Genomic DNA, 22,432 nt, shown 5'->3' with positions numbered 1-22,432 from the left:
TGTCAGCAGATTAATGCTCCCAGTGGTAGGTATGGGCTTTCGCCTCCACCTCGGTGGCCGTGGCATCCGGCATAAAGGTCGCATTGTCCTGCTCAAAGAAGAACGGCGCGCGCTGTTCATCCGAGCCAACTTCGTTCATGGTTTCGGCTTCATACACGCGGCCATTCAGCACCGTGTACGCAACGTATTCGCTGCGGCGCAGGTCATTGAGCACATCGCCGTCGATGACCACCAGGTCGGCCAGTTTGCCTTTTTCAATACTGCCGATATCCTTATCCATGCCAAGGTGACGGGCACCATCAATGGTACCGCCGCGCAGCGCTTCCCATGGCGTAAAGCCGCCTTGTTCCATCATCCACAACTCCCAGTGTGCGCCTAATCCTTCACGCTGACCGTGGGCACCTATGTGCACACCGACACCCTCGTCGCGCAGCGTTTTGGCATATTCAGCCACATTGAAGTGGTTGTACTGCTCATCCGGTGCAGTGGGGCGTCGTACTGAACGCGCGTCCAGAATAAAGGAGGGGGTATAGCGCAGCAGGCGCGGGTTTTTCCACACTTCGGTACGATCGTACCAGTATTCCTCGCCCATCAGGCCGCCGTAGGACACCACAAACGTTGGTGTGTAGCCAAAGTCGGTGGCCGCCCACAACTGCGTCAGATCATCATAGCCGCGTGGGATCGGAATGCTGTGTTCAAGACCGGTATGGCCGTCTACCAGCATGCTGATGTTTTGCTGATACTTACCGCCGCCTTCTGGGACCACCATCATCTGCTGATCACGGGCCGCCCACAGCACCTGCTGACGCTGGTCGCGGCGCGGCTGATTATAGCTTTTCACCGAAATCGCGCCGCTGTCTTTAAGCCGCTGCACATGGAAGTATGCATCGTCGTAATTGTCGATGATCGCTTTGTAGCCCAGTGCTTCGGCACCGTACAGTATTTTACCGGTGGAGTAGATGCGCGGCGCCACAATATCGCCTTTACGCTGCAATTCGGCCGCCGCGAAAATCTCAGTAGTATCATTTGACGGGTCGTGGATGGTGGTAACACCAAACGCCAGGTTAGAATACTGACTCCAGTTTTGCTGAGGGATGATCTCATTGCGCCCCTGCGCCCCGTGGGCGTGCGCGTCGATTAACCCAGGAATAACCGTTTTACCGCTGGTGTCAATCTGCATCGCCTGTTCAGGAATAGTGATTTCGCCACGCTTTCCTACCGCCTCGATACGGTTATCCTTGATAAGCACAACCCCATCTTCAATGACTTCCTGGGTAGTATTGGCATCACGCATGGTCACAACTTTACCACCGACCAGCGCTTTGTAGCCGGCGGGCTTGTCCGCTTCGGCTTTAAATGAGAGGTCCAGCCCCTTGGCTTCCGGTTCGGGTAACTCATCCGCTGCGCCCTCAACAAACGCGAAGGCTTCCTGCAGGCTGCGCTGGAAGTATTTCGGCCCGTGGAACCAGCCTACCGTGTTGCTGTCCGGTGACCAGGACAGGTACTCGCCTGCTTTGGCTGACAGTTGTGTTACCGGCAATGCGGTCATGTTCGGTCCAATTGTCACTTTCTGACCATTTTCAACAAACGGTGCGACGTAGGTCTTAAACTGGTGTACAAACGCCACCCACTGCTTGTCTGGTGACAGGCGGTACTCGCTGACTTTGTCAGCACCGTAGAGGTGGGTGCGTTTGTCATTCCCCTGTAAATCGACACTGGAAAGCTGAGTCTCCGGGTAAGGCGTACCGCCAACTGACTCGGTAAAGTAAACGCGGTTGTTGTCGTCCGCAAAATGCGCGTTGAAGCCACTGTCAGAGACTTTGGTATTGTTTTCTTCGGCCAGGTCGGCAACATACAAACCTGGGTCCACGGAATATTTAGGATCGAGCAGGTAGCCGCCGGTAAACTTGCGGTACACCACTTTACTGTCATCGACCGAGAGTGCTGGCTCTATGTAGTGTCCTGGTGTTGAGGTAATAATCTTACTGTCACCGCCTGATGCCGGAATCACTCTTACCGTGCCCAGATCCTTATCATCCCAGGTGGTATACACAATCTGCTTACCATCATGGGAGTAACGCGGGTAATACTCATCATGCGTATTCTGGCTGGTAAGACGCGTCACATTCCCTGACTTCAGATCGCGGACATACAGTTTGCCCAGCGCCTGAAATAAGATGCTGTTGCCATCCGGTGAGGCCTGTGACCAGCGGATCATTCTGACATTAAATTCATCCGGCGCCACGTCGACGTCAAAGCGCAGTGCGTCAGCAAATTTCTTGGTGGTGGAGACGCTGACATCCATGGTCTGGGTGGTCTTGTCGCTCACATTGATTTTGTGAAATTTGCCGCCGGTCCAGTACACAATAGCACTTGAGTCTGGCATCCAGTCAAAGTAGGCGAAGTAGCCTTCAGAGCCAAAGCCTTCCTGCATGTCACGCTCAAGTTCAAGGGTTAGTGGTGTTTCTTCACCGGTCTTTATGTCTTTTATAAACAGCCCGGTTTTGTTTTTCACACGCCTTACAAAGGCGACATAGTTGCCGTCGGGCGAAGGCGTAGGCACTACAGCACCACCGGTACCACTGATATAACGCTCTTCTTCGCCGGTTTCCCGATCATACCGGGTGATGGCAAAAATCCCTTCCAGCGGATCGCGGTTATAATCGAAACCACTGCCCGGAACGGTATTCTGGGTAAAGTAGATGTACTGGCCGTCCGGCGAGAAGGCCGGGTCGGCAATATTCTGCTGGTCGGCTTTGCCATTCACCCGTGCTTTGATCTGCAGGCCGTCACCGCCAGTGTGGTGGTACATCCAGATTTCACCGGCGGGGATACTGCGGCTGGACATGATCCCCTTGCTGACCACCAGATATTCGCCATCCGGGCTCCACTTGGGCGAATGGATAAGGTTATTTTTTTCTTTGGTCACCTGATGCAGGTTCTCGCCATTACTGTCCATTACCCAGACATTTGAAAGTCCGCCCCGATCCGAGATAAAGGCGATTTTAGACCCGTCCGGGGAAATCGCCGGGTGAATATTCCAGGCGAAGTCTTTAATTAGTGGTGTGGCTTTGCCGCCATCGATGCTGACCTTGTACAGGTCGCCAAGCATATCGAACACCATGTAACTGCCGTCAGGCGCTACGTCGAGGCTGGACCAGGTGGTTTCATCGGTGTTGATGGTGACTTCATTTAGTGCAAACGGCGGGTTTGTGACATCCCAGCTTTTTGTATCATAGCCATCAACCGCGGTGGATTCGCTGGCCGACGCAGAGCCAAAGGTCAGGCTCATCATTGCCGCCGCCAGCAGTGTTTTGTGTGTTTTAATCATGGTTTCCTTCGTTAGGGCTTAACGTTTTACTTTTTACTTTACATGCACGCTACATCATCGCTGTATAAACTCTGGGAGAGGTTGGTGCACGCGCTATTATTATGGGGCCAGAGTATCAGTCTTTCTTAATCGTCAACAATGCTTCGATAGCATAAAGTAAACGCAGCCTCATCGCGCGGCTGGCTCGACCAACTTGCCAGAATGCATGACCAGTGTCATTTTCAAAGAAGGCGCGACAAGCCACTTCGCCAGTCATTGCCGGCGCAGCCAGTTGCGGAGATCAGCAGTGCTGTGAGTAAAAAAATCCTGTATATCATTGCTTACCTGCTTGGTGACGGTGAAGGCTCATCTGCGTTTTGCATGGGCTGCGTGTCCGCCGCCTGGTGTAAATCGCGTTGCTCAGGCGCAAGCATCGCGTCTGCCAGTAACGATATATACGCATAACGCTGTTTTGGATTGGACAATATCCCGTCAATGGCGTTTATCACGTTATTACCCAGTGTACTGTGGTTGCAGGCTGCTCTGGCCTGGCCTACGACGGGCGTCGGGCTTACGGTAAAACTATGTAAGGCAGGCAGGTCGTGCAGATGCTGCCTGGCCTCAGCAAGGTGAGAAGGGAAGTCAACAAAGCCATCCAGCCGGCCTTTTTGCACCAGTGCCAGCATACGTTCTCGCTCCAGCACGTCAATTTGCAAAAAACGCTGGGGCCGGGACTTCAGGTAATCGGCTACGGGCGAAAGTAATGTCAGTAGCTCGGGCGAATAGCCAACCGACAGCGCCGAGTAACTACTGAGAAAAGCGGTGGCATCCAGCACGCCGGCACTGGTAGTAAACGCTGCGAAATCTTTGTCATCAATCGCATCACTGCGGAAGTACAGGCGCGGTGACAGAAAGTACGAGGTGGGCATGCTAAAGCGTGCAAAGCGCTGTCGTTCTTCCGACGGGTATATACCCATCACACAGATATCATCGTTTTCCTGCAGTTGCCGGATGGCATCAGAACCATTTGTTTGTCTGATAGTAAAGGTATACTGCTCAAGTTGTGCGTCCAGCCACTGAATACTCTTACGCTCAGAGTGAAGTGCAACCAGCGCGTTCTGCGTCATCGAGAAGTACTTGTTTAACACCAGCCAGGTTACGGGCGTGGCAGACGGTGTGTTCGGTGTTGTATTAAGGGGCGTCTCTTCACGCGTAAAGTGTGGCGCTGCGACCGTATCAAACGTATCGCGATGTGAGGCGACTTCGAACAGCAGAGACACAGGGGTCGTGGCATGGCGACGTGCTACGGTAACCGATGGCAGGGCCTGCTCGTAAATTGGAATGTTTACCGCATAGTCAATAACTTCGCTTATTTTGCCGCTTTGTAACAGCGTTATGGCTGTTTCATCGCTGTTGACCAAATACGTGGCAAACGGCACCTTCAGCATATAAGGGCGTGCGCGTTGGCCGACAATGGTATTTTCAGGGGTAATGCCAGACAGTGAGAATGTTGCAAAAGCGGGCGTGTCTGTGAGGGTAAAGCGGCTAGGGTATTTATCGGCAAACTGTGCCGGGATGTTGCTGAGAGTGATACGCGTATAGTCGTGGCATAATTCTGTAGTGGCATCGCTGCCCGTAATACTATCCAGGCTCTGATACACCTGCTCACGAAGGCGTTGCTGCTCATTGTTACTAGGTGTGATGTCGGAGAAAGAAAAAACCACAAGCGGGCGACACGACTGCGCCGCATTACCAGGCGCAGACATCGTTAGCAGAGCAAGTACAATAACCAGGCAGACACTTCGATACATCTCAGGCCTCACTTATTCGCATCATTGTTAATCTCACCCGTCTGTTTGCGAGAATACGCCGCAGCCTGAATAAATACAATCAATGTCGGCAAAGCACCCAGGAAGCGCGATAACCAGCCTTCCACCGCCTGCCACTACCTGAGGAGATGATCGTTACCTACTCACTGAGTGCATCATCGCAGTTATCAACGGTTTCGCCACAAACCGTCGTTGCCCTGCGTCCAGACAGGACAATAAGCCGGCGACAGAGAGCGGTGTCGTGAATTGCAGGTAAACTCCCTGAAGTCTGTTAATGTATTAAAATCACTACAGTAGATGGATGTACGCGATCGGTGGGAATGATGCCTACCAGGGAGTTAAAAATTAGCGGCGTGGAGATGGCTGCCGATAACGTAACCTGAACCAGTAATAATGCGCGATGCTCCGACGCTAGTCGGGTACTCCCCCGGTTATAAGCGTCGACGTGAAAATGCGTACAATACAGCGAGAATGCTATGCCTAATATACTTCGGTCATTTCACGATATCGTGTCAGATCAGTTTAGTGACCTTGATCACAAAACCCGGCAGTTATTAACGCTGGGACTTGAGGCGTTCGGGCTGTCTGTGGGAATTGTCAGTAAAATTGAAGGCGATCAGTATGAGGTCCTGTACGCAGAGAGTGACATCGTTGATATTGCACCTGGTACCCGCTTTAACGTAAACGACACCTATTGTATTCATACGCTCAAAAGCAGACAGGCAACGGGGTTTCATCATGTTGCTCAGTCTGATATTGCCTCACACCCCTGTTACCAGGCACAGCAGCTTGAGTCCTACCTGGGTGCATGTATTCAGGTGAATGGTGAATTATATGGCACGGTTAACTTCTCTTCACCTGAGCCTACTACGCCCTTTACCTCAGCCGACTACGACTATGTGGAGCTATTTGCACAGTGGCTGGGGGCGGAGATTGCCAGAAAAGCAGCGCTGGACGCACTGACTAAGCAGGCATCGACACTGCAGAAGCTTGAAAGTGTGGGAAAAATAGGGACGTGGTCAGTCGACATGCGCAGCGGCCAGATTGACTGGAGTGATCAGACCCGCCGTATCCATGAGACCAGCAAAGACTTTATCCCTGACATTGAATCTGGCATTGCGTTTTATAAACCGGGCAAAAGCCGTGATGCTATCAGCGCCGCGGTTAAAGACACCGTCGATACAGGGGCTCCCTGGAGCCTCAAAGCACAGATTGTTACCGCGCGGGGTAATGAAAAATGGGTGCTCACAAAAGGGGAGGCCGAATTTGAAAATGGCGAATGTGTTCGGCTGTTTGGCACGTTTCAGGACATCAGTAAAGCGGAAGCACTGAATCGTGAATTGCGTGAGCAAAAAGAGCAGGCTGAAAACGTATTAAAAGAGCGCAGCGCGCTTATGGCTAAAATCAGTCATGAACTGCGTACACCGCTGAACGGTATACTTGGCCTGCTGGATAACTTGCCTCAGGAAAAAGACGAAGCTGAGCAGCAACAAAAATACCGGCTGATTAAACGCAGTGCACGGATCCTCCACCACCTTATCGATGAGGTGCTTGATTTTTCAAAGATCAATGCGGGCGAGTTACGCCTGCAAAAAAAGCCCACGAATATTCTCGCGATGCTGGTGGATACAGCCTCCATTTACCAGCCACTGTGTGACGATAAAGGGCTGATCCTTAATACCGACTTCCGTGTTGCAGAAGACCAGTGGGCAGACGCCGATCGCACACGGGTGATACAAATCCTGACCAATCTGATGAGCAATGCGCTGAAGTTTACAAAACAGGGAACCATTTCGTTCTCCGCGCATTCTGACGTTCATCAAAACGACTGTTATCTGACGATTCGCATTGCCGATACCGGCAAAGGCATGACTAACGAGGAAGTACAGCGCTTGTTTCGCCCGTTTTATCAGGCAAAGAGTGCTGAGGGTTCAGGCGGCACCGGGCTGGGTCTTTCCATTGTCAAAGAGCTGTGCCAGATGATGCAGGGCGACGTTATCGTGGACAGTGAAGAGGGTAAAGGCAGTGTTTTCACCGTTAATTTGCCGCTGCCAAAATGTCAGGCGCCGTCACACACAGACGCCGAAGAAGACGTGTTTGATGCCAGTGGGCTGACCGTGCTGGTAGTCGATGATAATGAAATTAACCGTATAGTAATGGACTCGTATCTTCAGCGATTTAATATTCAGTGCCATATGGCAACCGATGGTTGCGAAGCAATTACGCGCTGTGAGCAAAACCAGTACGATGTAATCTTTATGGACTGCGTGATGCCGAAACTGGATGGCATCTCTGCAACGCGTCAACTGTATGCGCAGGGCTTGTTAAAAGCAGGCGCCAGTGTGGTGGCATTAACTGCCAACACCGCTGATGACGATAAAAAGGCCTGCCGGGATGCTGGTATGACCTTTTTTATGGCCAAGCCGGTCGAAATGGGGCCCATTATTAACGTGCTGCGGCAGCACTGTTGAGCCTCGTGTGCCGACAGGGAATAGCGCTGGGACGTCGTTGCCGTCTATTGTGTAACTCGCATCCGATAGCCGCTGCCCCTTAACGTCTCTATTTCTACTCCTGCCTCCGCGCTCAGCTTTTGTCGCAGGCGACTGATATATACATCAACTATGTTGGTGAGCGGATCACTGTGACTACGCCATACCCGTGCCAGGATCCGCTCCCGGGTTAGTACTTTATTAGAATTTTCAAATAAATAAAGTAGCAGGTCATACTCCAGCTTGGTCAGCGCGATCTCCTCCCCCCGCAGGCACACCTGTCGCGCCTCGTTATTCAGCGTCAGGTCGCCGGCCTGCAATAATGCCGTCTCTGACTGGCGCTGGGATGGACGCCGGCTTAGCGCAATAATCCGGGCCAGTAGCTCATCAAAGTCAAATGGCTTGCACAGGTAATCGTCTGCTCCTTCCTTAAGACCAGCCACACGTTCACGCACATCGTCCATAGCGGTGAGCAGCAATACCATCGGCGGTTGGGGCAACTGCTTGATAAGCGTTAGCACGGTTACCGAGTCTTCGTCGCCAAACATACGGTCTAACACAACAACCGCGGGCTGCTCGTTACGTATTTTCGGAAGCAACGCGTGCAGTTCATGTTCGGTCACGCACTCATAGCCTTCAGCACTTAACCCGCGCTCGAGAAAATTTAGCAACGGGCGTTCATCGTCAGCCAGCAGTACTTTCATGCACGCGATCCTGTGGTAGTCTTAATGTAAACGCCGAACCAACCCCTGGCGTTGAGCTAACAAGCAGTTCTCCCTGATGTGCTTCGGCAATGGTTTTAGCTATGGCAAGTCCCAGCCCCATGCCATTTCCCTGACGTTTCAGGCGAACAAAACGCTCAAAAATATGCTCTATGTCACTGGCAGAGATACCCTCGCCCTCATCGTGTACAACGATATCGACATGCGCGTCTGTCAGCGTTGCAGTGACCGTAATCTGACTATCTGAAGGTGAGTACTTATTGGCATTATCCAGAAGTATTGTCAGTACCTGACGAATACGCTGAGGATCCACATAGAGCGTGAGCGACTGAACGTCCGGCGTGATATCAGTGACCAGATGTCTGCTTTCATGCGCGCGCTGCCAGGCGTGCAACTGCTGTGCTATCAGTGGGCCGATGGTCTGTTGCTGCAAATCCAGTTTTAACTGGCTCATCTCAGCTCTGGCCAGAAGCAGCAAATCATCAACCAGGCCACTTAAATGCACGGCCTGTTCAAGAATAGCCTCTAATGTTTGGCGATACACGTTATTTGGCTGGCTGTCCTGGCGCAGAGTAACCTGCGCTTCGCCGCGAATAATGGTAAGCGGTGTGCGCAGTTCATGCGACACATCTGCAATAAACTGACGCCGGCGGGCGTCGATTTGTGTCAACCGGCTATTGGCCTCTGTCAGCGCACGGGTGCGCTGTTCTACTTCCACCTCCAGCTGACGGCGATAGGCAGAAGCCTGGTTCTCATGCTCTGCAAGCCGGGTTGCCAGCTGATTAAGTGACTCTGTCAGACTGTTGAACTCGTCGTCGAAGCCCGCAGGGATACGGTAGTCATAATTCCCTTCAGCGATAGCCTGAGTCCCCGACTTGATCACCGTTAACGGCTGATACAGCGCGTTAAACAGCCAGAAGCAGCCAAGGATGATAAACGGAAAGGAGACAACGCCCAGCCCTAATGTAAACCAGACAATGGTGGTATTCAGGGTGTCGATGCTGGCGTTAATGGCCGTCACCACATTATTCTGACGGACGACCGCTGCATTAATCGCTTCGCGGAACTGGTTATCAATGGTGTCTTCCAGCAACAATTGCAGCTGCGCCCGCTGGTTAAGCGGCGACGCCGTATCACTGGCAGCAACAGTACGAAACTCAGCAATGATATTATTGATAAGCGATGCCAGCTCGTCGGTGTCCTCAACACTGCCGGCCGTTACGACTTTACCCAGCGCCTGACGCTGACGTAGTTCAAGAGAACGTATTTTCTCCAGCGACTGATCAATCTGCTTCTTCTTATTGCGCACCTTAGCCTGATTGGCATCTTTGCCAAAAATGAGTTCGTCGGTCAGTTGCTTAAACAGGCGGTAGGAAATACTGGAGAGTTGCTGATGCTCGGTCAGCAGTGTTTGCGCCACAATACTCTGCTTAAGATTGGTGCGGGTTAACTGTGCGGTAACTGCCGCACAGGCCAGCGCGACCAATAGTATAAACGAGGCCAGAAAACCAAATATAAAAAGCTTCTTTTTGTACATGGAGTTAAGGCTGAGAAGCCCGCCTGGTCGCTAAAGTCTGATGCTATAGTAGGCGTATCTGACCGACATATGCAATAAACTATGCGGCATTTCAGACAGTTATAATGTGCTTTTAATGTTCTGTTAATGTTGCCGCAAAGCCGTTTTCATCAGCGCCCGATACACTTCAATTATGTTCACTGCCCAGCCGCCATACCGTGGCAATATCCAGGGCAAACACATAACTGGAGGCGTTATGCAATTCAAACTAACCAATACACTGGGTCCATACCTGGCTTTGATTGTAACAGGGGGGCTATTAAGTGGCTGTGCCAATGCACAGTCAAATAGTGACGATGTCATCGCCAAACAGCGAGCCAGCCTGGAAGCGAATACGGCTGGCAAAGGCTTTGGCCCGCAGTCGCCGCGGGATATTAGTCAGGTATACGGCACTAATCAGCGCATTTTCGGTAAGGCGCCGCATCGCTCGCAGATGGAATTATGCAACATACATTTTCATAAATTTGCCGAGCACAAGGGCGGAGAATTTACCACGTACGCAGGCAAAGGTAATGGTGAGGGTATTAACACCGGTTATCAGTGGAACGGTCGCCTTAGCGATGCACAGATGAAACCTGTGGACAGGCAGGTTTGTGCAGCAAAAGGTCCGGGACAGGCGCTGAATGTCGGCGACACAGTAGAAGTGCACTGGGTCCATTCGTCATCAGAAATTGAGCCGGGAGCAACGCTGTCAGCGTGTCTGGATGAAGACAATATGAACCCGGCACTGCGCGTTGAAGCCCAGGTGATTGTGCTGGCTAACGATGAAAATGCACTGGGTTTCAGCGAACTGGCCGAGGTGGAAGAAATTAACGGGTATGATCAGGCCCCTAATATTCCTATGAACACCGGGCAGCCTGTTGAGTATTTAGGCTCTACAACCGGCCCAAAATACAATGAACAGGGCTCTGCCATAAAGGTGACCTGGAGTGTCAGACCGCAAGTTGCGGTGGTGGATATCAACTCGGTCGCCAACTGGTGTGATGACAATATCTTTAATGAAAATTACGGTCATAAGGTACGCAACTTGGTGACCAACCATAAATTGCTGTCACCCATTCGCTAGCCCCGCTGCGACGTCCCGGCTAAGATGAAGTTAACCGGGCCGTCGCAATCCTTTCTCTAAAAAATACTGCATCCAAAACTGTGAGTCCTGCGTTAGGCTAAGAAACGACACATTACAATGGAGTTGCCTGTGGCCTTATTTCGCGTTTCCCAGCTGTGTATTTTAACAACGACTATGTTGCCTTTCACCAGCGCCCTGGCGGATGATCCCATCACGGATATCGAGCGCATCCGCATCAGTGGTAATAATAATTTTAATGATGGTGCCTTTGTCTCGTCGTCGCAGGGATGGGTGTCTGGCGATACGCTGGTGGAGCGACCGATGCTGCGCACCGGCGAAATGCTGGAGTTTATCCCCGGCATGATGGTGACTCAGCACAGCGGCTCAGGGAAGGCCAACCAGTACTTTCTGCGTGGCTTTAACCTGGATCATGGGACCGATTTTGCGGTCAGTGTAGACGGTATGCCTGTGAATATGCGTAGCCATGGCCACGGGCAGGGCTACTCCGATCTTAACTATGTGATCCCGGAAGCAGTAGAGAGTCTCAGCTATTTTAAAGGAACCTACTATGCCAGTATCGGCGACTTTTCCGGGGCTGGTGGTGCGCGGTTTGCACTAAAGAATTCGCTTAACGGCAATGCGGTGCACCTCACACTGGGCGAGAACAACTACCGTCGCGGTGTGCTGCTTAATCAGGTGGCGATTGGCGAGGGCAGAGCGCTCTCTGCGATCGAATATCAAAGCTACGATGGCCCCTGGACAGATGTCAGCGAAGATATTGATAAAAAGAACGCCATGCTTCGCTATGTGACACCACTGCTTGACGGTGAATTGTCTATAACCGGCATGGCATACGACAACAGCTGGAATGGTGCTGACCAAATTCCCGCACGGGCTGTGCAAAGTGGCAGGATTGACCGGCTTGGCTCTATTGATCCGCTTGCCGGCGGAGAAACCTCGCGCTACAGCCTCTCTGCAAACTACCGGTCATCGCAGGTCACGGCATCAGTTTATGCCATCGACAGCGACCTCACGTTATATTCAAACTTTACCTACTTTCTGGATAACCCCGACCGGGGTGATCAGTTTGAGCAGGCCGATGACCGGCAAATTTTTGGTGGTGACATCGCAACAACCCGCACGCTTCCTGACATGCAGGACACGCAGCTAACGGTGGGTGTGCAGTGGCGGTATGATGATATTGATAATGTGGGGCTGTACAACACTGTCGCCCGGGAGCGGGTGAGTACACGCCGTCAGGACAGTATTGAAAGTTTGTCATACGCGCTGTATGGGCAAACCCATACCCACTTAACGGATGCCCTGTCGCTGACTCTGGGGGCGCGTGTCGATACTCTGGATGTGGACGTATCAAGCCTGCTGCCTGATAACAGCGGCAGTCAGAACGACACGCTACTGAGCCTGAAAACGTCACTTAAATATGCCGTAACTGAGCAGGCTACCGCCTTTGTGAACTGGGGGCAGGGCTTTCACTCCAATGATGCCCGTGGTGCCGTGATTAGTGTCGATCCGGTCTCTGGTGAGCCCGCGCAGCCTGCGCCGTTGCTGGTACGCTCGAATGGCTACGAAACCGGGATCACCGTCACGGATGAGCGAAACTACAACCTGTCTGCCTCGCTGTGGCTGCTGGAGCTTGATTCTGAACTGGTGTACGTCGGTGACGCCGGGTTCACAGAGCCCAGCCGGCCGTCACGCCGTTATGGCGTAGAGGTGAGTGCCTACTACTGGCTCAGTCAGCATATCAATGCAGATATTGAAGCCGCCTGGACCCGAGCTCGCTTTTCTGATGAGGTGGCCGGTGAGGGCGATCATATCCCGGGTACGGTGCCTGGCGTTGTCAGTGCCGGTTTGAGCTGGTATGCCTCTTCGAATCGTCAGGGCCTGAGTGCAACTCTGCGCGGTCGCTATCTGAGTTCTCGCACAGTCACTGGCGATGACAGTGTGTCTCCCCCGTCTACGTTTATCGTCAACGGGCAGCTTGCGTACGACTGGGAATCATGGACCGTTACCCTTGAAGTGCTCAATATGCTCGACAGTGATGATCATGATATTGATTATTACTATGCTTCCCGGCTTCCGGGGGAACCAGATGAGGGCATTGAAGACCTGCATTATCATCCGGTAGAGCCACGGACCGCCCGGCTGACGGTGTCGCTTCGCTACTGACACCAAATTTTAGACATTGGTCTAATGGCTGCCCTGCCTGCAAACTGGCAGACTGCGCCGCGTCGCAAAGCCGTTTAAACGTAGTTATGAGTTATGAAATTGTAAAACACCAGCGCTGTGTTGTCGTCAGGCTGGCAGGTCATGTCAAAGTGACAGACTTACTGGTGTGTCAGGAAGATACAGCCTTCCTGAACGCGCTGGATGAGACGTCCGCTGTAGTGTATGACTACAGCGATGCCACCCAGGTCGATATTACGCAAAATGACACCGTACACTTAGCCCGTCTTGCCGAGCATATGGCGCAGTTTATGTCACCGTTAACGATCATCATCATCCCACATAACCCTGCAGAACCCCAGCAGGCCAGGCTTTATTGTGAAACGATTAAATCGGATGAACTGGACGCCCGGGTGGCGCTGAGTCTTGATGAGGCACTAGGGAAGATGCTTTAGTCTAATTCGCATCTTCCCTGGCCGAGTTATCACCCACAGGCACCAAACCTATCAATACAATCTGGCACATGTACATTACGCTCTGCAGAGTGGTTATTGCTCATGTTAAATAATTAAATAAAAGCAGAACAATCAGGCAGTCGCTACTGCCTCGTTACAGGCATCGGTAATCTTTTGCCACTGGGCGTTTTCGACCCATTCTTTTTTGGCCACCCAGGTACCACCGACGGCAAACACATTGTTAAGAGACAGGTAATCACGTTGATTATCCTGAGTAACGCCGCCTGTTGGACAAAATCTGATGTCCTTAAACACTGAGGATACGGCTGACAAAAACGGTGCGCCACCCGACAGCGAAGCAGGAAACAGCTTTTGTTCGTGATAGCCATGCTCACGGGCTAACAGTATTTCACCTGTTGTCGATGCACCGGGTAATACCGGGCAGTCACACTGCGTCAACGCGCCAAGCAGTTTTTCTGATACTGCAGGGGTAACAATAAAGTCGGCGCCAGCAGTGACGGCCTGTTCCAGGATGGAGGCACTGATAACCGTACCCGCTCCCACCTTAAGTGATGGTACTTCCTGTTTGATCGCCTTCAGGGCATCTAGAGACGCGTCGGTACGTAACACGACTTCAACCAGCTTTAGGTTGGCTGCAGCCATTGCCTTGGCAATCGCTACGCCGTCTTCCACAGTTGAGGCCTGGATAATCGGTAGTAAGGTCTGATCGCCCATAAGCGAAGAAAAATGAGTCATGGGGAATTGCTCTGTTTAATTAGAATGTGATTGTCGAAGTGTGCGCATAAATGCGTCTTTAGGGGCAATGGCGCCGGGAAACTGAATCACCGTGGCGGCAGCGTCGGCGGCAAAATTAACGGCGTCCCTGACACTATAATCTGAAAGACGGGCCCCCAGAAAAGCGCCGTTAAACGCATCGCCGGCAGACGTGGTATCAACCACGTTTGTAACCGGTGTAATCGGGTGTGTTATTACTACATCGTCAATGCTGGTTACGACCGATGCCGGACCGTTTTTGACGATAACGTCTTTCACGCCCTTGCTCTTACAGAATGTCACTACATCGTCTGATGAGCGAAAATCATACAGGGTTTCAAAATCTTCAATGCCCGGCAAGGCAATATCAGCCACCGACAACGCCTGCTCAAATTCAGCAATGGCATGGGCCTTATTTTCCCATAACGCACTGCGGTAGTTAGGATCGAAGACGATGGTCAGTCCGCGCTGCTTTATTTTCTCCAGAAAAGCCCAGAATGCGGCGCGATGCGCGTCGCTCATAATGGCCAGCGGAATACCGGAGAAGAAGAACATATCGTTAGTCTGCAACGCATCAATGACTTCGTCACTGATAAACTGCATGGTCTGTCTTGCTGCCGAGTCTGAGCGCCAGTAAACGAAACTGCGCTCACCCTGGTCATCCGTTTCTATCAGATAAACACCTAAAGTTTTGCTCGGGTGCCGGAATACGAACTGAGTGTTGATGTGCTCTTCATCACAACGTGCCAGCATGTCATTACTTATGGAGTCCTGCCCCACCGTGGTGACTACTGACGTGTCAATGTCCGCAAAGCAGCGCTTAAGATAGACCGCAGAGTTGTAAACGTCCCCCGCGAACGATTTTGACATCGTATCGCGGGACGTTGCTTTTAACTCCATCATGCACTCACCGAAAAAGTGGATCGTTTTCATAACCTTAATCCGTCTTTTTTAAGGGTTCGATGGAAGGGATCAGCAACCAGACGGCAGCGATGGCAGTAATGGCAAGAGACGCGCCTATAACAAACGCTGGCGTATAATTGCCATCTGCAGTGAGCATAGGTACCAGTGCGGTTAATCCCATGGCGCCAAGCTTCGCAGCCATACCGGAAAAGCCGGATAACGTTCCTACGGCCTTTTTGCTCAGCAAATCGCTCGGTAATGTCTGCACATTACCTATCGCAGTCTGAAAGCCGAACAGAATGACGGCCATGATGAGAACGGCATACGTAGGCTCACCCGGGTCTGACATCATCAGCAGGGCAGGCAGCATGATCACACACCCCAGTGTAATTACCAGTTTTCTGGTCTTATTTGCAGACCAGCCGGCATTCAATCGGTTTTGTGCAAGCAACCCGCCAAACCACGCGCCAAACATGGCGCCAACGTAGGGAACCCACCCATAGATCCCGATGGCCTGTACATCCATGCCATAGACTTCATTAAGGTAAATAGGGATCCAGAACACGAACAGCCACCAGATAGGATCAATGGCCGCAGACGCAATGATGACACCCCAGCTTTCCTTACGCGATAACAGTTCCTTCGTGGTAGGCGTAAACTCCTCTTCTGGCTCATTGTCTGGGCTGTTCTCCACTACACGTTTCTGACCAGTAAGAATATACTCACGTTCTTCGGGGGTTAACCAGGGGTGTGAGCTGGGAGGCGCTTTGACCAGAATAAGCCAGGGCACCAGCCACAGAAAACCGACCAGGCCGACAATGACAAACACCATTTGCCACTCGAAGTAGACAGTTAAAAACGCGATAAGGGGGATTGCGATAATACCGCCAATGGCTGCGCCAGAGTTAAAAATACCCTGGGCGAGCGCACGTTCTTTGATTGGAAACCATTCGGCGCTGCCCTTCGTTGCTCCAGGCCAGTTACCTGCTTCGGCCACACCAAGTACGGCACGAAAGATACTGAAAGTAAGCATGCCGCGAGCAAACGCATGCGCAACCGTGGCCAGTGACCAGACGCCGATAGAAAGGATAAAGCCAACACGAGTGCCTACCCAGTCAAAGATCTTGCCAAAGATGGCCTGCCCGAACGCATACGCCAACACGAAGATAATCGAAATGTTGGCATATATTTGCTTGCGCTCGAACGTGGTTTTATCCGGAAAAACTTCCTCGACGATATCAGGCCAAAGTACGCTGAGCGCCTGACGGTCGATATAATTGATGATTGTTGCCAGTGCGATAAGTGAAATCACCCACCACCGGAGGCCTTTAATTTGCATTATCGTCACTCTCTATAAAGTCTTCACGAGCTGGGCTGAAGGTGTCAATTAAGATACCGCCGGTCGGGCATACAGCACCATGCTCTACGTGGGGGGGAATAAGGCAACTGTCACCCGCTTTGAGTACCTTTGTCTCGTCGCCAATTCTGAAGTGGAATTCGCCCTGTTCAACATAGGTTACCTGTGTGTGGCGATGTTTATGGACATACCCTTCGGCACCTTCAGCAAACCAGACCTTTACGGCCATCAATTCATGATTGTAGCCAAGCATCTGGCGCTTCAGGCCGCCACCAAGATCTTCAATGTCCGTTTCGTTTCCAAACGAAAAAAGTGCGCTTTGTTTTTGCATAACAATTACTCCTGGTGGTTATTTAGAGGATACACAGCGAACCGGCTCTGCAATTCAAAGTCGTGGCTGTGGTACCGAAATGAGTGAGGAAATGACAGTGACTCAGTCGCGATAGCGATAAGGTAATCATGACCCGCAATGCCTACCTGTACCAGCGTCAGAGCGCCGTCAACTGAGTAGTCCAGTGTGGTCAGGTCACTGTCTGCATTTATCGTGTATTCGTCCCCCGGGTTATATTCACCGTGAGGTTCTAAGACAGATACAAAGGTATGTTGCTGGCTGTTTTCCCGGCGGCGAATAAGGCTCTTTTCATTGCGTAAGTTAAACTGAGGATCATTGGCCCCTGTTTGCGCAAATAATAGCGTTTCCTGTTCATCAATTAGATTGCTCAGTGTGTAGAAACGGCCATTTTCATTTAGCCAGGTGACTTTCGCGATGCCAGGCTCCGGTGTGGCTGATGCGGTCAGCCACAGATGCTGGTAACCAGCACGCTTGCCAAGCGGTGCCAGAGAGGCGGTATTCGGTTCATAGGTAAAATCTGCACTGATAAACTGGCCCTGATAGTGTAGCGGAAGGTCAATCTGATGCTTTTTCGCGGCATCAACAAAAAAGACATCTACTGCAATTGTGCGGGATAGGCCGGGCAGGTTTACCAGCGCCAGAGTCCGGGTGAGTGTCACGTCAGGGTAAGCGGTATCAATGGTTCCTCTTGAAACGGTACCAAACTGATTTTTTTCAAACAGCGTGAGTGTAGGCCACTGTTTATTTCCTGTATCTACATCGCCGTTAAAGTGACTGGTCTGGTCAATAACAACGGTATTATGAGAGACAGTCTGTTTGGCGTACGATTCATTTTCCGGTAGATAGCGGCCACCGAACTTGGCTTCCACGTTAAGAAAACGCGCGGCACCATAATCGGACACAATTTCCTGGCCTTTATCGTAAAACTGCCAGGTCAGCTTATCAAAATGGCCGTGGCCCAGACCTTGTGACGCGGCTTTAAAAAGCAGCGCCTGCTCGGCGTCCTGTTTTTCCCGCATGATAACCAGCGCGCCCTGGTCACCGTCGCGTCCGTCACCAAAGGCCACGGACTTAAACGGATAAGGGGTTACCAGCCCTTTTTCTATTGCATTGGAAACACGGACACCGTCGCCGGTCAGTACAATTCGATTCTGGCGTTTAGCAATATCAAGATAGGCCGGATCATTTGTCTGAGCGTAGGCCGCGGCGACGCCATGCACCAGTTCAATGGTATCAATACCTTTGCTTTTAATGGCATCGTTAATAGGATAAAAAAGTCCGTTGTAGCTTAGCTGAATCGTGGTGTCGATGGCTTTCAGCAGCACGCTGTCACGGTGCTCAAACAGTTCGCGTCCCGGTTCATTGTGGTCCACCGCACGGGCGAAGGTAACAAACGGAAGCAGGGCAAAGCGCTGATAATACGGACCTTCTGTGTAATAACCCTGCGGCGAGAAAAGCTCATCAAGCTGCCTGATAAAACCGCCCTTGCCAGATTTGTCCAGTCCATACAGGGCCTTTTCCACCCATTCTGGCTCGTCAAGCACATAGCCGGTCATACCGACACCCGCGGTCGCCCAGGTACCATGATTGTGTACTTTATTAAACGTGGACGGTTGCCCCTCCGACAAGAAGATAGCAACAGGACGAAGCAACTGTTGTTCTATCTTTTGTCTTTGTTCAGCGTCAAGAGCGTCGTGAATCAGATCGTAGGCCTGGATGGTATAGACCAGCCACATTGCTTCGTTCAGACTTTGCCAGAATAACTTACCTGGATTCTGCGAGTTTTCTTTGCGCTTGGGATGCACGTCGAGAGTAGGGTACAGCTCGGCGTAGTCAAGCAGCATATTGCGTACAAAATCAGCATATTTTTGTTGTTGATTTAGCTGATACATAATTGCAGCGGTATACATTGCCTGATAATTCTTTTTATGTTGCTCGTGGGTGTAGCCACCCCCGCCGTCTTTTGGCACCGGGACGGCCGGGTCAGTTGCTATGACTGCATCAATAGTGTGCTGGCGCTGTTTGTATGCATCATAAAAACGGCCTTCGTCCTTAATTGCACTGCGCATGACCTCGATATCATTGGCTGTGATGACCAGGTTTGGGTGTGCTGCACTGACCATGACCGGCCATAATGCCACAGCGAGTATGAGCAGCTTTTTTAATGTCGGGTGACTGAGGCGCATGGCTATATTCCTTTATTATCACGGAGCGTTGCCGTATGAGGCGGCGCTGCATTTAATTCGGTAATTTGCGGCGAAGGTGTGTCTGTAAACTGGTTGGCAATGATGCGGGTCTGAGGTTCGCCAACCGTGTGATTCACAATTACAGGCGCACAGTTCTCAAATGTATTGTTGGCCAGCGATGCAACCTGAACCCCATGCAGTAACACTGACGCTGAAGGTGTTGTGCGCTTACCCTGTCCAACATCACGCAACGTATTGTTTTTCAGTATGAAATGGGGGCCAAAGGTGCTCTCATCAGTACCACCCCGGTACAGCCGTGTGATCGCGCCGGTGATATTAGTAAACTGGTTGCTGGTCAGCGTGACATATTCGGCGTTGTAAATGCCTAAGTCTTCATGCTCTTTATCCAGCTTAAGGATATCGCCGCTGACATCTGAGAACGCGATATTATCAATGATAATGCGGTCAGCAAATGCACCTTTGCCGCTGGTGAAAAACTGGAATGAATGATTCACATTCAGGTCGGTGATAAGCGAATTATAGACCTCAAACCGGTAATTGCTGCTCATACCCCACTTTTGGGTTCTGACGACACTGTTGCTGTGCGTATCCGGGCTTTTAGCCCCGGAAATATGCAGGCCTTCCAGTTTAAGACTTCCGCCGTCTTTTATTTCAAACAGTGTTGAGCGCTCAAAGGCCAGAGACACGGTTGCGCCCTTAACCGACCGGATGGTGAGCGGTTTGTCGATATACAGTACGGAAGGAATGGTCAGATCGCCCGCCTGTATTTCAATAATATCGCCCGCCGACGCAGCTTCAATCGCACGCTCAATGGCACTATAACTTGCGTTGACACGCACGGTGTCTGCTGAGTCAAATGCCACAACCGGAAATGTTTTGGGATACCAGGGCACGCCGGTATCACGTTTATCAAGCACGGTCAGCTCGCGGGACACACCCGTACTTGTTTCCGTCTTGGGATAAAGCAATCCATTGCTGTGCTGCTCCAGGGACACTGACTGGATATTAACGCCGTCTTTAAGCGGTGCCGGTACGTCCACGTTGGCTGTGTTGCCGTCAAAGGTAATACCGCTGACGTCATCGAACAGTGTGAACGGGCCCACTGACGTATCATTAACGATGAGGTTGTTGGCGAAGGTACTGGAAGCAGGTGGCGCGCTGCGTTCCTGATCGCTGCCTACCGCCAGCTGAATATGCTCAACATTGATAAAGCTATTGTTAGTGACAGTCGCATTTTCGACCTGATGGTAGCGGTTAATGGGCGAATCTGGCACGCCGTTCATGATGGCAAAGCCACTCCCGAACCGATAACCGGTTAATCCCTGCAAATAGTTGTTACGAACGGTCTGACCTTTATTAATGACCCTGATGCCGCCGGTATGGTCCTGCTTATTGCCAATAAAAATGTTGTTTTCTATAAGGTTATTATTGCCATGGCGAAGCGTTAGTGTTCCTCGTGCTTCGTGAAACACATTACCGCGTAATGTATTTTTACCTGACTTAACCGAAATAATTTCGACTTCACCATTAGTACGGTCGAAGTAGTTGTTCTCAACGACGGTCAGCGAATCGGTGAGAGAATGATGACTGGTTCCTATGCGTAGTGTTTCACCGCCATTAGAGCCAAAAATGGGCCGGTAACCAAAATAGTTGTGGTCAATTTTGTGCTGGTTTTGCTGACTGTCAGCCGACGTCAGGCGCACAGCTACAGTCACGCCCTTGTTGGTTTTACCGGCAAAGTGACTGTGGTCAAGACGGTTGTGCTGACCATACATGGCCACCCAGTAGTCCGACTCCTGTTTGTCCGGATTACTATAGTTATCAATAACGATATTGGTCACCCGTGAATGAAACGCCAGGTTATCGTCGTTTTCACGAAATTCGACAACGGCACTTCTGGGACTATAACCATCTTTAAACACCAGGTCGCGAACGACCAGGTGCTGACCGGCGAGCCGAAGGCTCGACTCACCGGAAAAAATTACCTCGCCCGCGGTCTGCGCTTTTAACGTAATCGGGGCGCCGGACTCTCCCTGTCCTTTAAACAGCATGTCCACATCTTCCCAGACGCCATTTTGCAACACAACTGCATCGCCAGGCGATAATGTAGATAGTGCATTGCGGTATTGCTCAATATTGCCAACAACATAGTCCTTAGCTGATGCACAGGAGACAGACAAACTTAGCAAGGTAAAGCTGCAGGCAAATAGTCGTGTAGAAAGACGGGTCATCATTTATTTATACTCCGTTTATCCGGCGATTACTGTTGCTTGGTAAGCGAGCGAAAATAATCGTAAATTTCAGGCACATTTCCATTGCCCATGCCGGCATCAAAGGCTGCCTGTAAATTTGAGGAAGAACCTTCTGCAATAGGGCTGGCGGTATCAAGATCATTGACCATTGCCAGGAAGTAACCTAAGTCTTTGTTTGCATTAGCAATAGAAAAACCAAGATCGCTGACGTTGTCGACAGCGTAGTTTTTGCAGAATTGCATGAACGGTGAACTGGATGGGCCACTGAACATGATGTCGAACAGTTGCTGTTTATCGACACCTGCCATATCGGCAACCGCAAAAGCCTGTGACATGGTGCAGACTGTTGTCATACCCATAAAGTTATTGATCAGCTTCGTAGTGTGGCCTGCGCCCAGCTGGCCCAGATAGAAAATGTTCTCGCCCTGATCATCCAGTACAGGTTTTACTTTATCGAAGGTGTTTTCATCACCGGCTGCCATAATGTTGAGCTTGCCTTCTTTGGCGTGCGCTGGTGTGCGACCCAGAGGAGCGTCAATCATACCGGCACCTTTCTTCGCCAGGTCCTCTCCAATTTTACGGGTGGATGACGGAATTGACGTGCCGAAATCAACAAGCACACTGCCTGATTTAATACCGGCCAATATGCCATCGTCCGCATAGATAATGCTTTCGACAATTTTCGATGTTGTAAGACAAAGCATGATGATGTCCACAGATGCGGCTAGCTCTGCAGCGCTGGCTGCACTTTTGGCGCCGCGCTGCACGCACGTATCTACCGCGTCCTGGTTCAAATCCATAACAACAAGGTCGTAACCTTTATTCTGAAGGTTTTCGACCATGTTTCCGCCCATTAGGCCCAGGCCGATAAAGCCAATGACTGGTTTAGACATAATAATTCCCACTTTGAAAGTTAATGCGTCAATACTTCAGACGACTATCTGTTGTTTTCTCCA

15 protein-coding genes are annotated in these 22,432 nt (G+C 51.2%); 4 read left to right on the top strand and 11 right to left on the bottom strand.

What is annotated here, in order from left to right; all coding sequences use genetic code 11:
• Nucleotides 1-10: 10 nt before the first annotated feature.
• Together IE054_RS07590 and IE054_RS07585 are read right to left on the bottom strand one after the other, a co-directional pair.
• Complete coding sequence (locus IE054_RS07590) at nucleotides 11-3,331, bottom strand: amidohydrolase family protein (RefSeq protein WP_189404974.1); 3,321 nt, start codon at nucleotides 3,329-3,331, stop codon at nucleotides 11-13.
• 320 nt (nucleotides 3,332-3,651) lie between these two features.
• Entirely contained in the window at nucleotides 3,652-5,121 is a 1,470-nt protein-coding gene (locus IE054_RS07585) for a transporter substrate-binding domain-containing protein (RefSeq protein ID WP_189404972.1), read from the bottom strand.
• 494 nt (nucleotides 5,122-5,615) lie between these two features.
• On the opposite strand from IE054_RS07585, the gene IE054_RS07580 reads away from it, so the two are divergent.
• The gene (locus tag IE054_RS07580; RefSeq protein ID WP_189404970.1) at nucleotides 5,616-7,610 is read left to right on the top strand and encodes a GAF domain-containing hybrid sensor histidine kinase/response regulator; all 1,995 of its coding nucleotides are present in this window, start codon (nucleotides 5,616-5,618) and stop codon (nucleotides 7,608-7,610) included.
• A 44-nt stretch (nucleotides 7,611-7,654) separates the two neighbouring features.
• On the opposite strand, the gene IE054_RS07575 is transcribed toward IE054_RS07580, so the two are convergent.
• Both IE054_RS07575 and IE054_RS07570 read right to left on the bottom strand, forming a co-directional pair.
• The gene (locus IE054_RS07575; RefSeq protein ID WP_189404968.1) at nucleotides 7,655-8,332 is read right to left on the bottom strand and encodes a response regulator transcription factor; all 678 of its coding nucleotides are present in this window, start codon (nucleotides 8,330-8,332) and stop codon (nucleotides 7,655-7,657) included.
• On the bottom strand, nucleotides 8,313-9,887 hold the full coding sequence (locus IE054_RS07570; protein WP_189404966.1) for a sensor histidine kinase: 1,575 nt from the start codon (nucleotides 9,885-9,887) through the stop codon (nucleotides 8,313-8,315). Before IE054_RS07570 ends, IE054_RS07575 begins: the two co-directional genes overlap by 20 nt.
• A gap of 235 nt (nucleotides 9,888-10,122) precedes the next feature.
• Here IE054_RS07570 and IE054_RS07565 point away from each other — a divergent pair, with 235 nt between their 5' ends.
• The 3 genes from IE054_RS07565 to IE054_RS07555 all read left to right on the top strand — a co-directional run bounded on the left by IE054_RS07565 (nucleotide 10,123) and on the right by IE054_RS07555 (nucleotide 13,631).
• Nucleotides 10,123-10,992 (top strand): delta-class carbonic anhydrase, encoded by an 870-nt coding sequence (locus IE054_RS07565; protein ID WP_189404964.1) that lies wholly within the window; start codon nucleotides 10,123-10,125, stop codon nucleotides 10,990-10,992.
• A gap of 174 nt (nucleotides 10,993-11,166) precedes the next feature.
• Nucleotides 11,167-13,179 carry a TonB-dependent receptor gene (locus IE054_RS07560; protein WP_229805063.1) on the top strand — a complete coding sequence of 671 codons (2,013 nt, stop codon included), beginning with the start codon at nucleotides 11,167-11,169 and terminating at the stop codon, nucleotides 13,177-13,179.
• Between the two features lie 86 nt (nucleotides 13,180-13,265).
• Entirely contained in the window at nucleotides 13,266-13,631 is a 366-nt protein-coding gene (locus IE054_RS07555) for a hypothetical protein (protein WP_189404960.1), read from the top strand.
• Nucleotides 13,632-13,763: 132 nt separating this feature from the next.
• Here IE054_RS07555 and eda read toward each other — a convergent pair whose 3' ends face one another.
• Genes eda through IE054_RS07520 form a run of 7 tightly spaced genes read right to left on the bottom strand, consistent with a single transcriptional unit; the run spans nucleotide 13,764 to nucleotide 22,369 of the window.
• Entirely contained in the window at nucleotides 13,764-14,387 is a 624-nt protein-coding gene (gene eda, locus IE054_RS07550; protein WP_189404958.1) for a bifunctional 4-hydroxy-2-oxoglutarate aldolase/2-dehydro-3-deoxy-phosphogluconate aldolase, read from the bottom strand.
• A gap of 15 nt (nucleotides 14,388-14,402) precedes the next feature.
• On the bottom strand, nucleotides 14,403-15,338 hold the full coding sequence (locus IE054_RS07545) for a sugar kinase (RefSeq protein ID WP_189404956.1): 936 nt from the start codon (nucleotides 15,336-15,338) through the stop codon (nucleotides 14,403-14,405).
• A gap of 4 nt (nucleotides 15,339-15,342) precedes the next feature.
• The gene (locus IE054_RS07540) at nucleotides 15,343-16,647 is read right to left on the bottom strand and encodes an MFS transporter (protein ID WP_189404954.1); all 1,305 of its coding nucleotides are present in this window, start codon (nucleotides 16,645-16,647) and stop codon (nucleotides 15,343-15,345) included.
• Entirely contained in the window at nucleotides 16,637-16,996 is a 360-nt protein-coding gene (locus tag IE054_RS07535) for a cupin domain-containing protein (RefSeq protein WP_189404952.1), read from the bottom strand. Before IE054_RS07535 ends, IE054_RS07540 begins: the two co-directional genes overlap by 11 nt.
• Nucleotides 16,997-17,001: 5 nt before the next feature.
• Nucleotides 17,002-19,203: a heparinase II/III domain-containing protein gene (locus IE054_RS07530; protein ID WP_189404950.1), complete on the bottom strand. Its 2,202-nt coding sequence runs from the start codon at nucleotides 19,201-19,203 to the stop codon at nucleotides 17,002-17,004.
• Between the two features lie 2 nt (nucleotides 19,204-19,205).
• Complete coding sequence (locus IE054_RS07525; protein ID WP_189405757.1) at nucleotides 19,206-21,455, bottom strand: polysaccharide lyase 6 family protein; 2,250 nt, start codon at nucleotides 21,453-21,455, stop codon at nucleotides 19,206-19,208.
• A gap of 29 nt (nucleotides 21,456-21,484) precedes the next feature.
• The gene (locus IE054_RS07520; protein ID WP_189404948.1) at nucleotides 21,485-22,369 is read right to left on the bottom strand and encodes an NAD(P)-dependent oxidoreductase; all 885 of its coding nucleotides are present in this window, start codon (nucleotides 22,367-22,369) and stop codon (nucleotides 21,485-21,487) included.
• Nucleotides 22,370-22,432 lie beyond the last annotated feature (63 nt).

This window comes from Alteromonas halophila (assembly GCF_014651815.1).
Lineage (GTDB): Bacteria > Pseudomonadota > Gammaproteobacteria > Enterobacterales > Alteromonadaceae > Alteromonas > Alteromonas halophila.
This window is presented reverse-complemented; position numbering and strand designations above follow the sequence as displayed.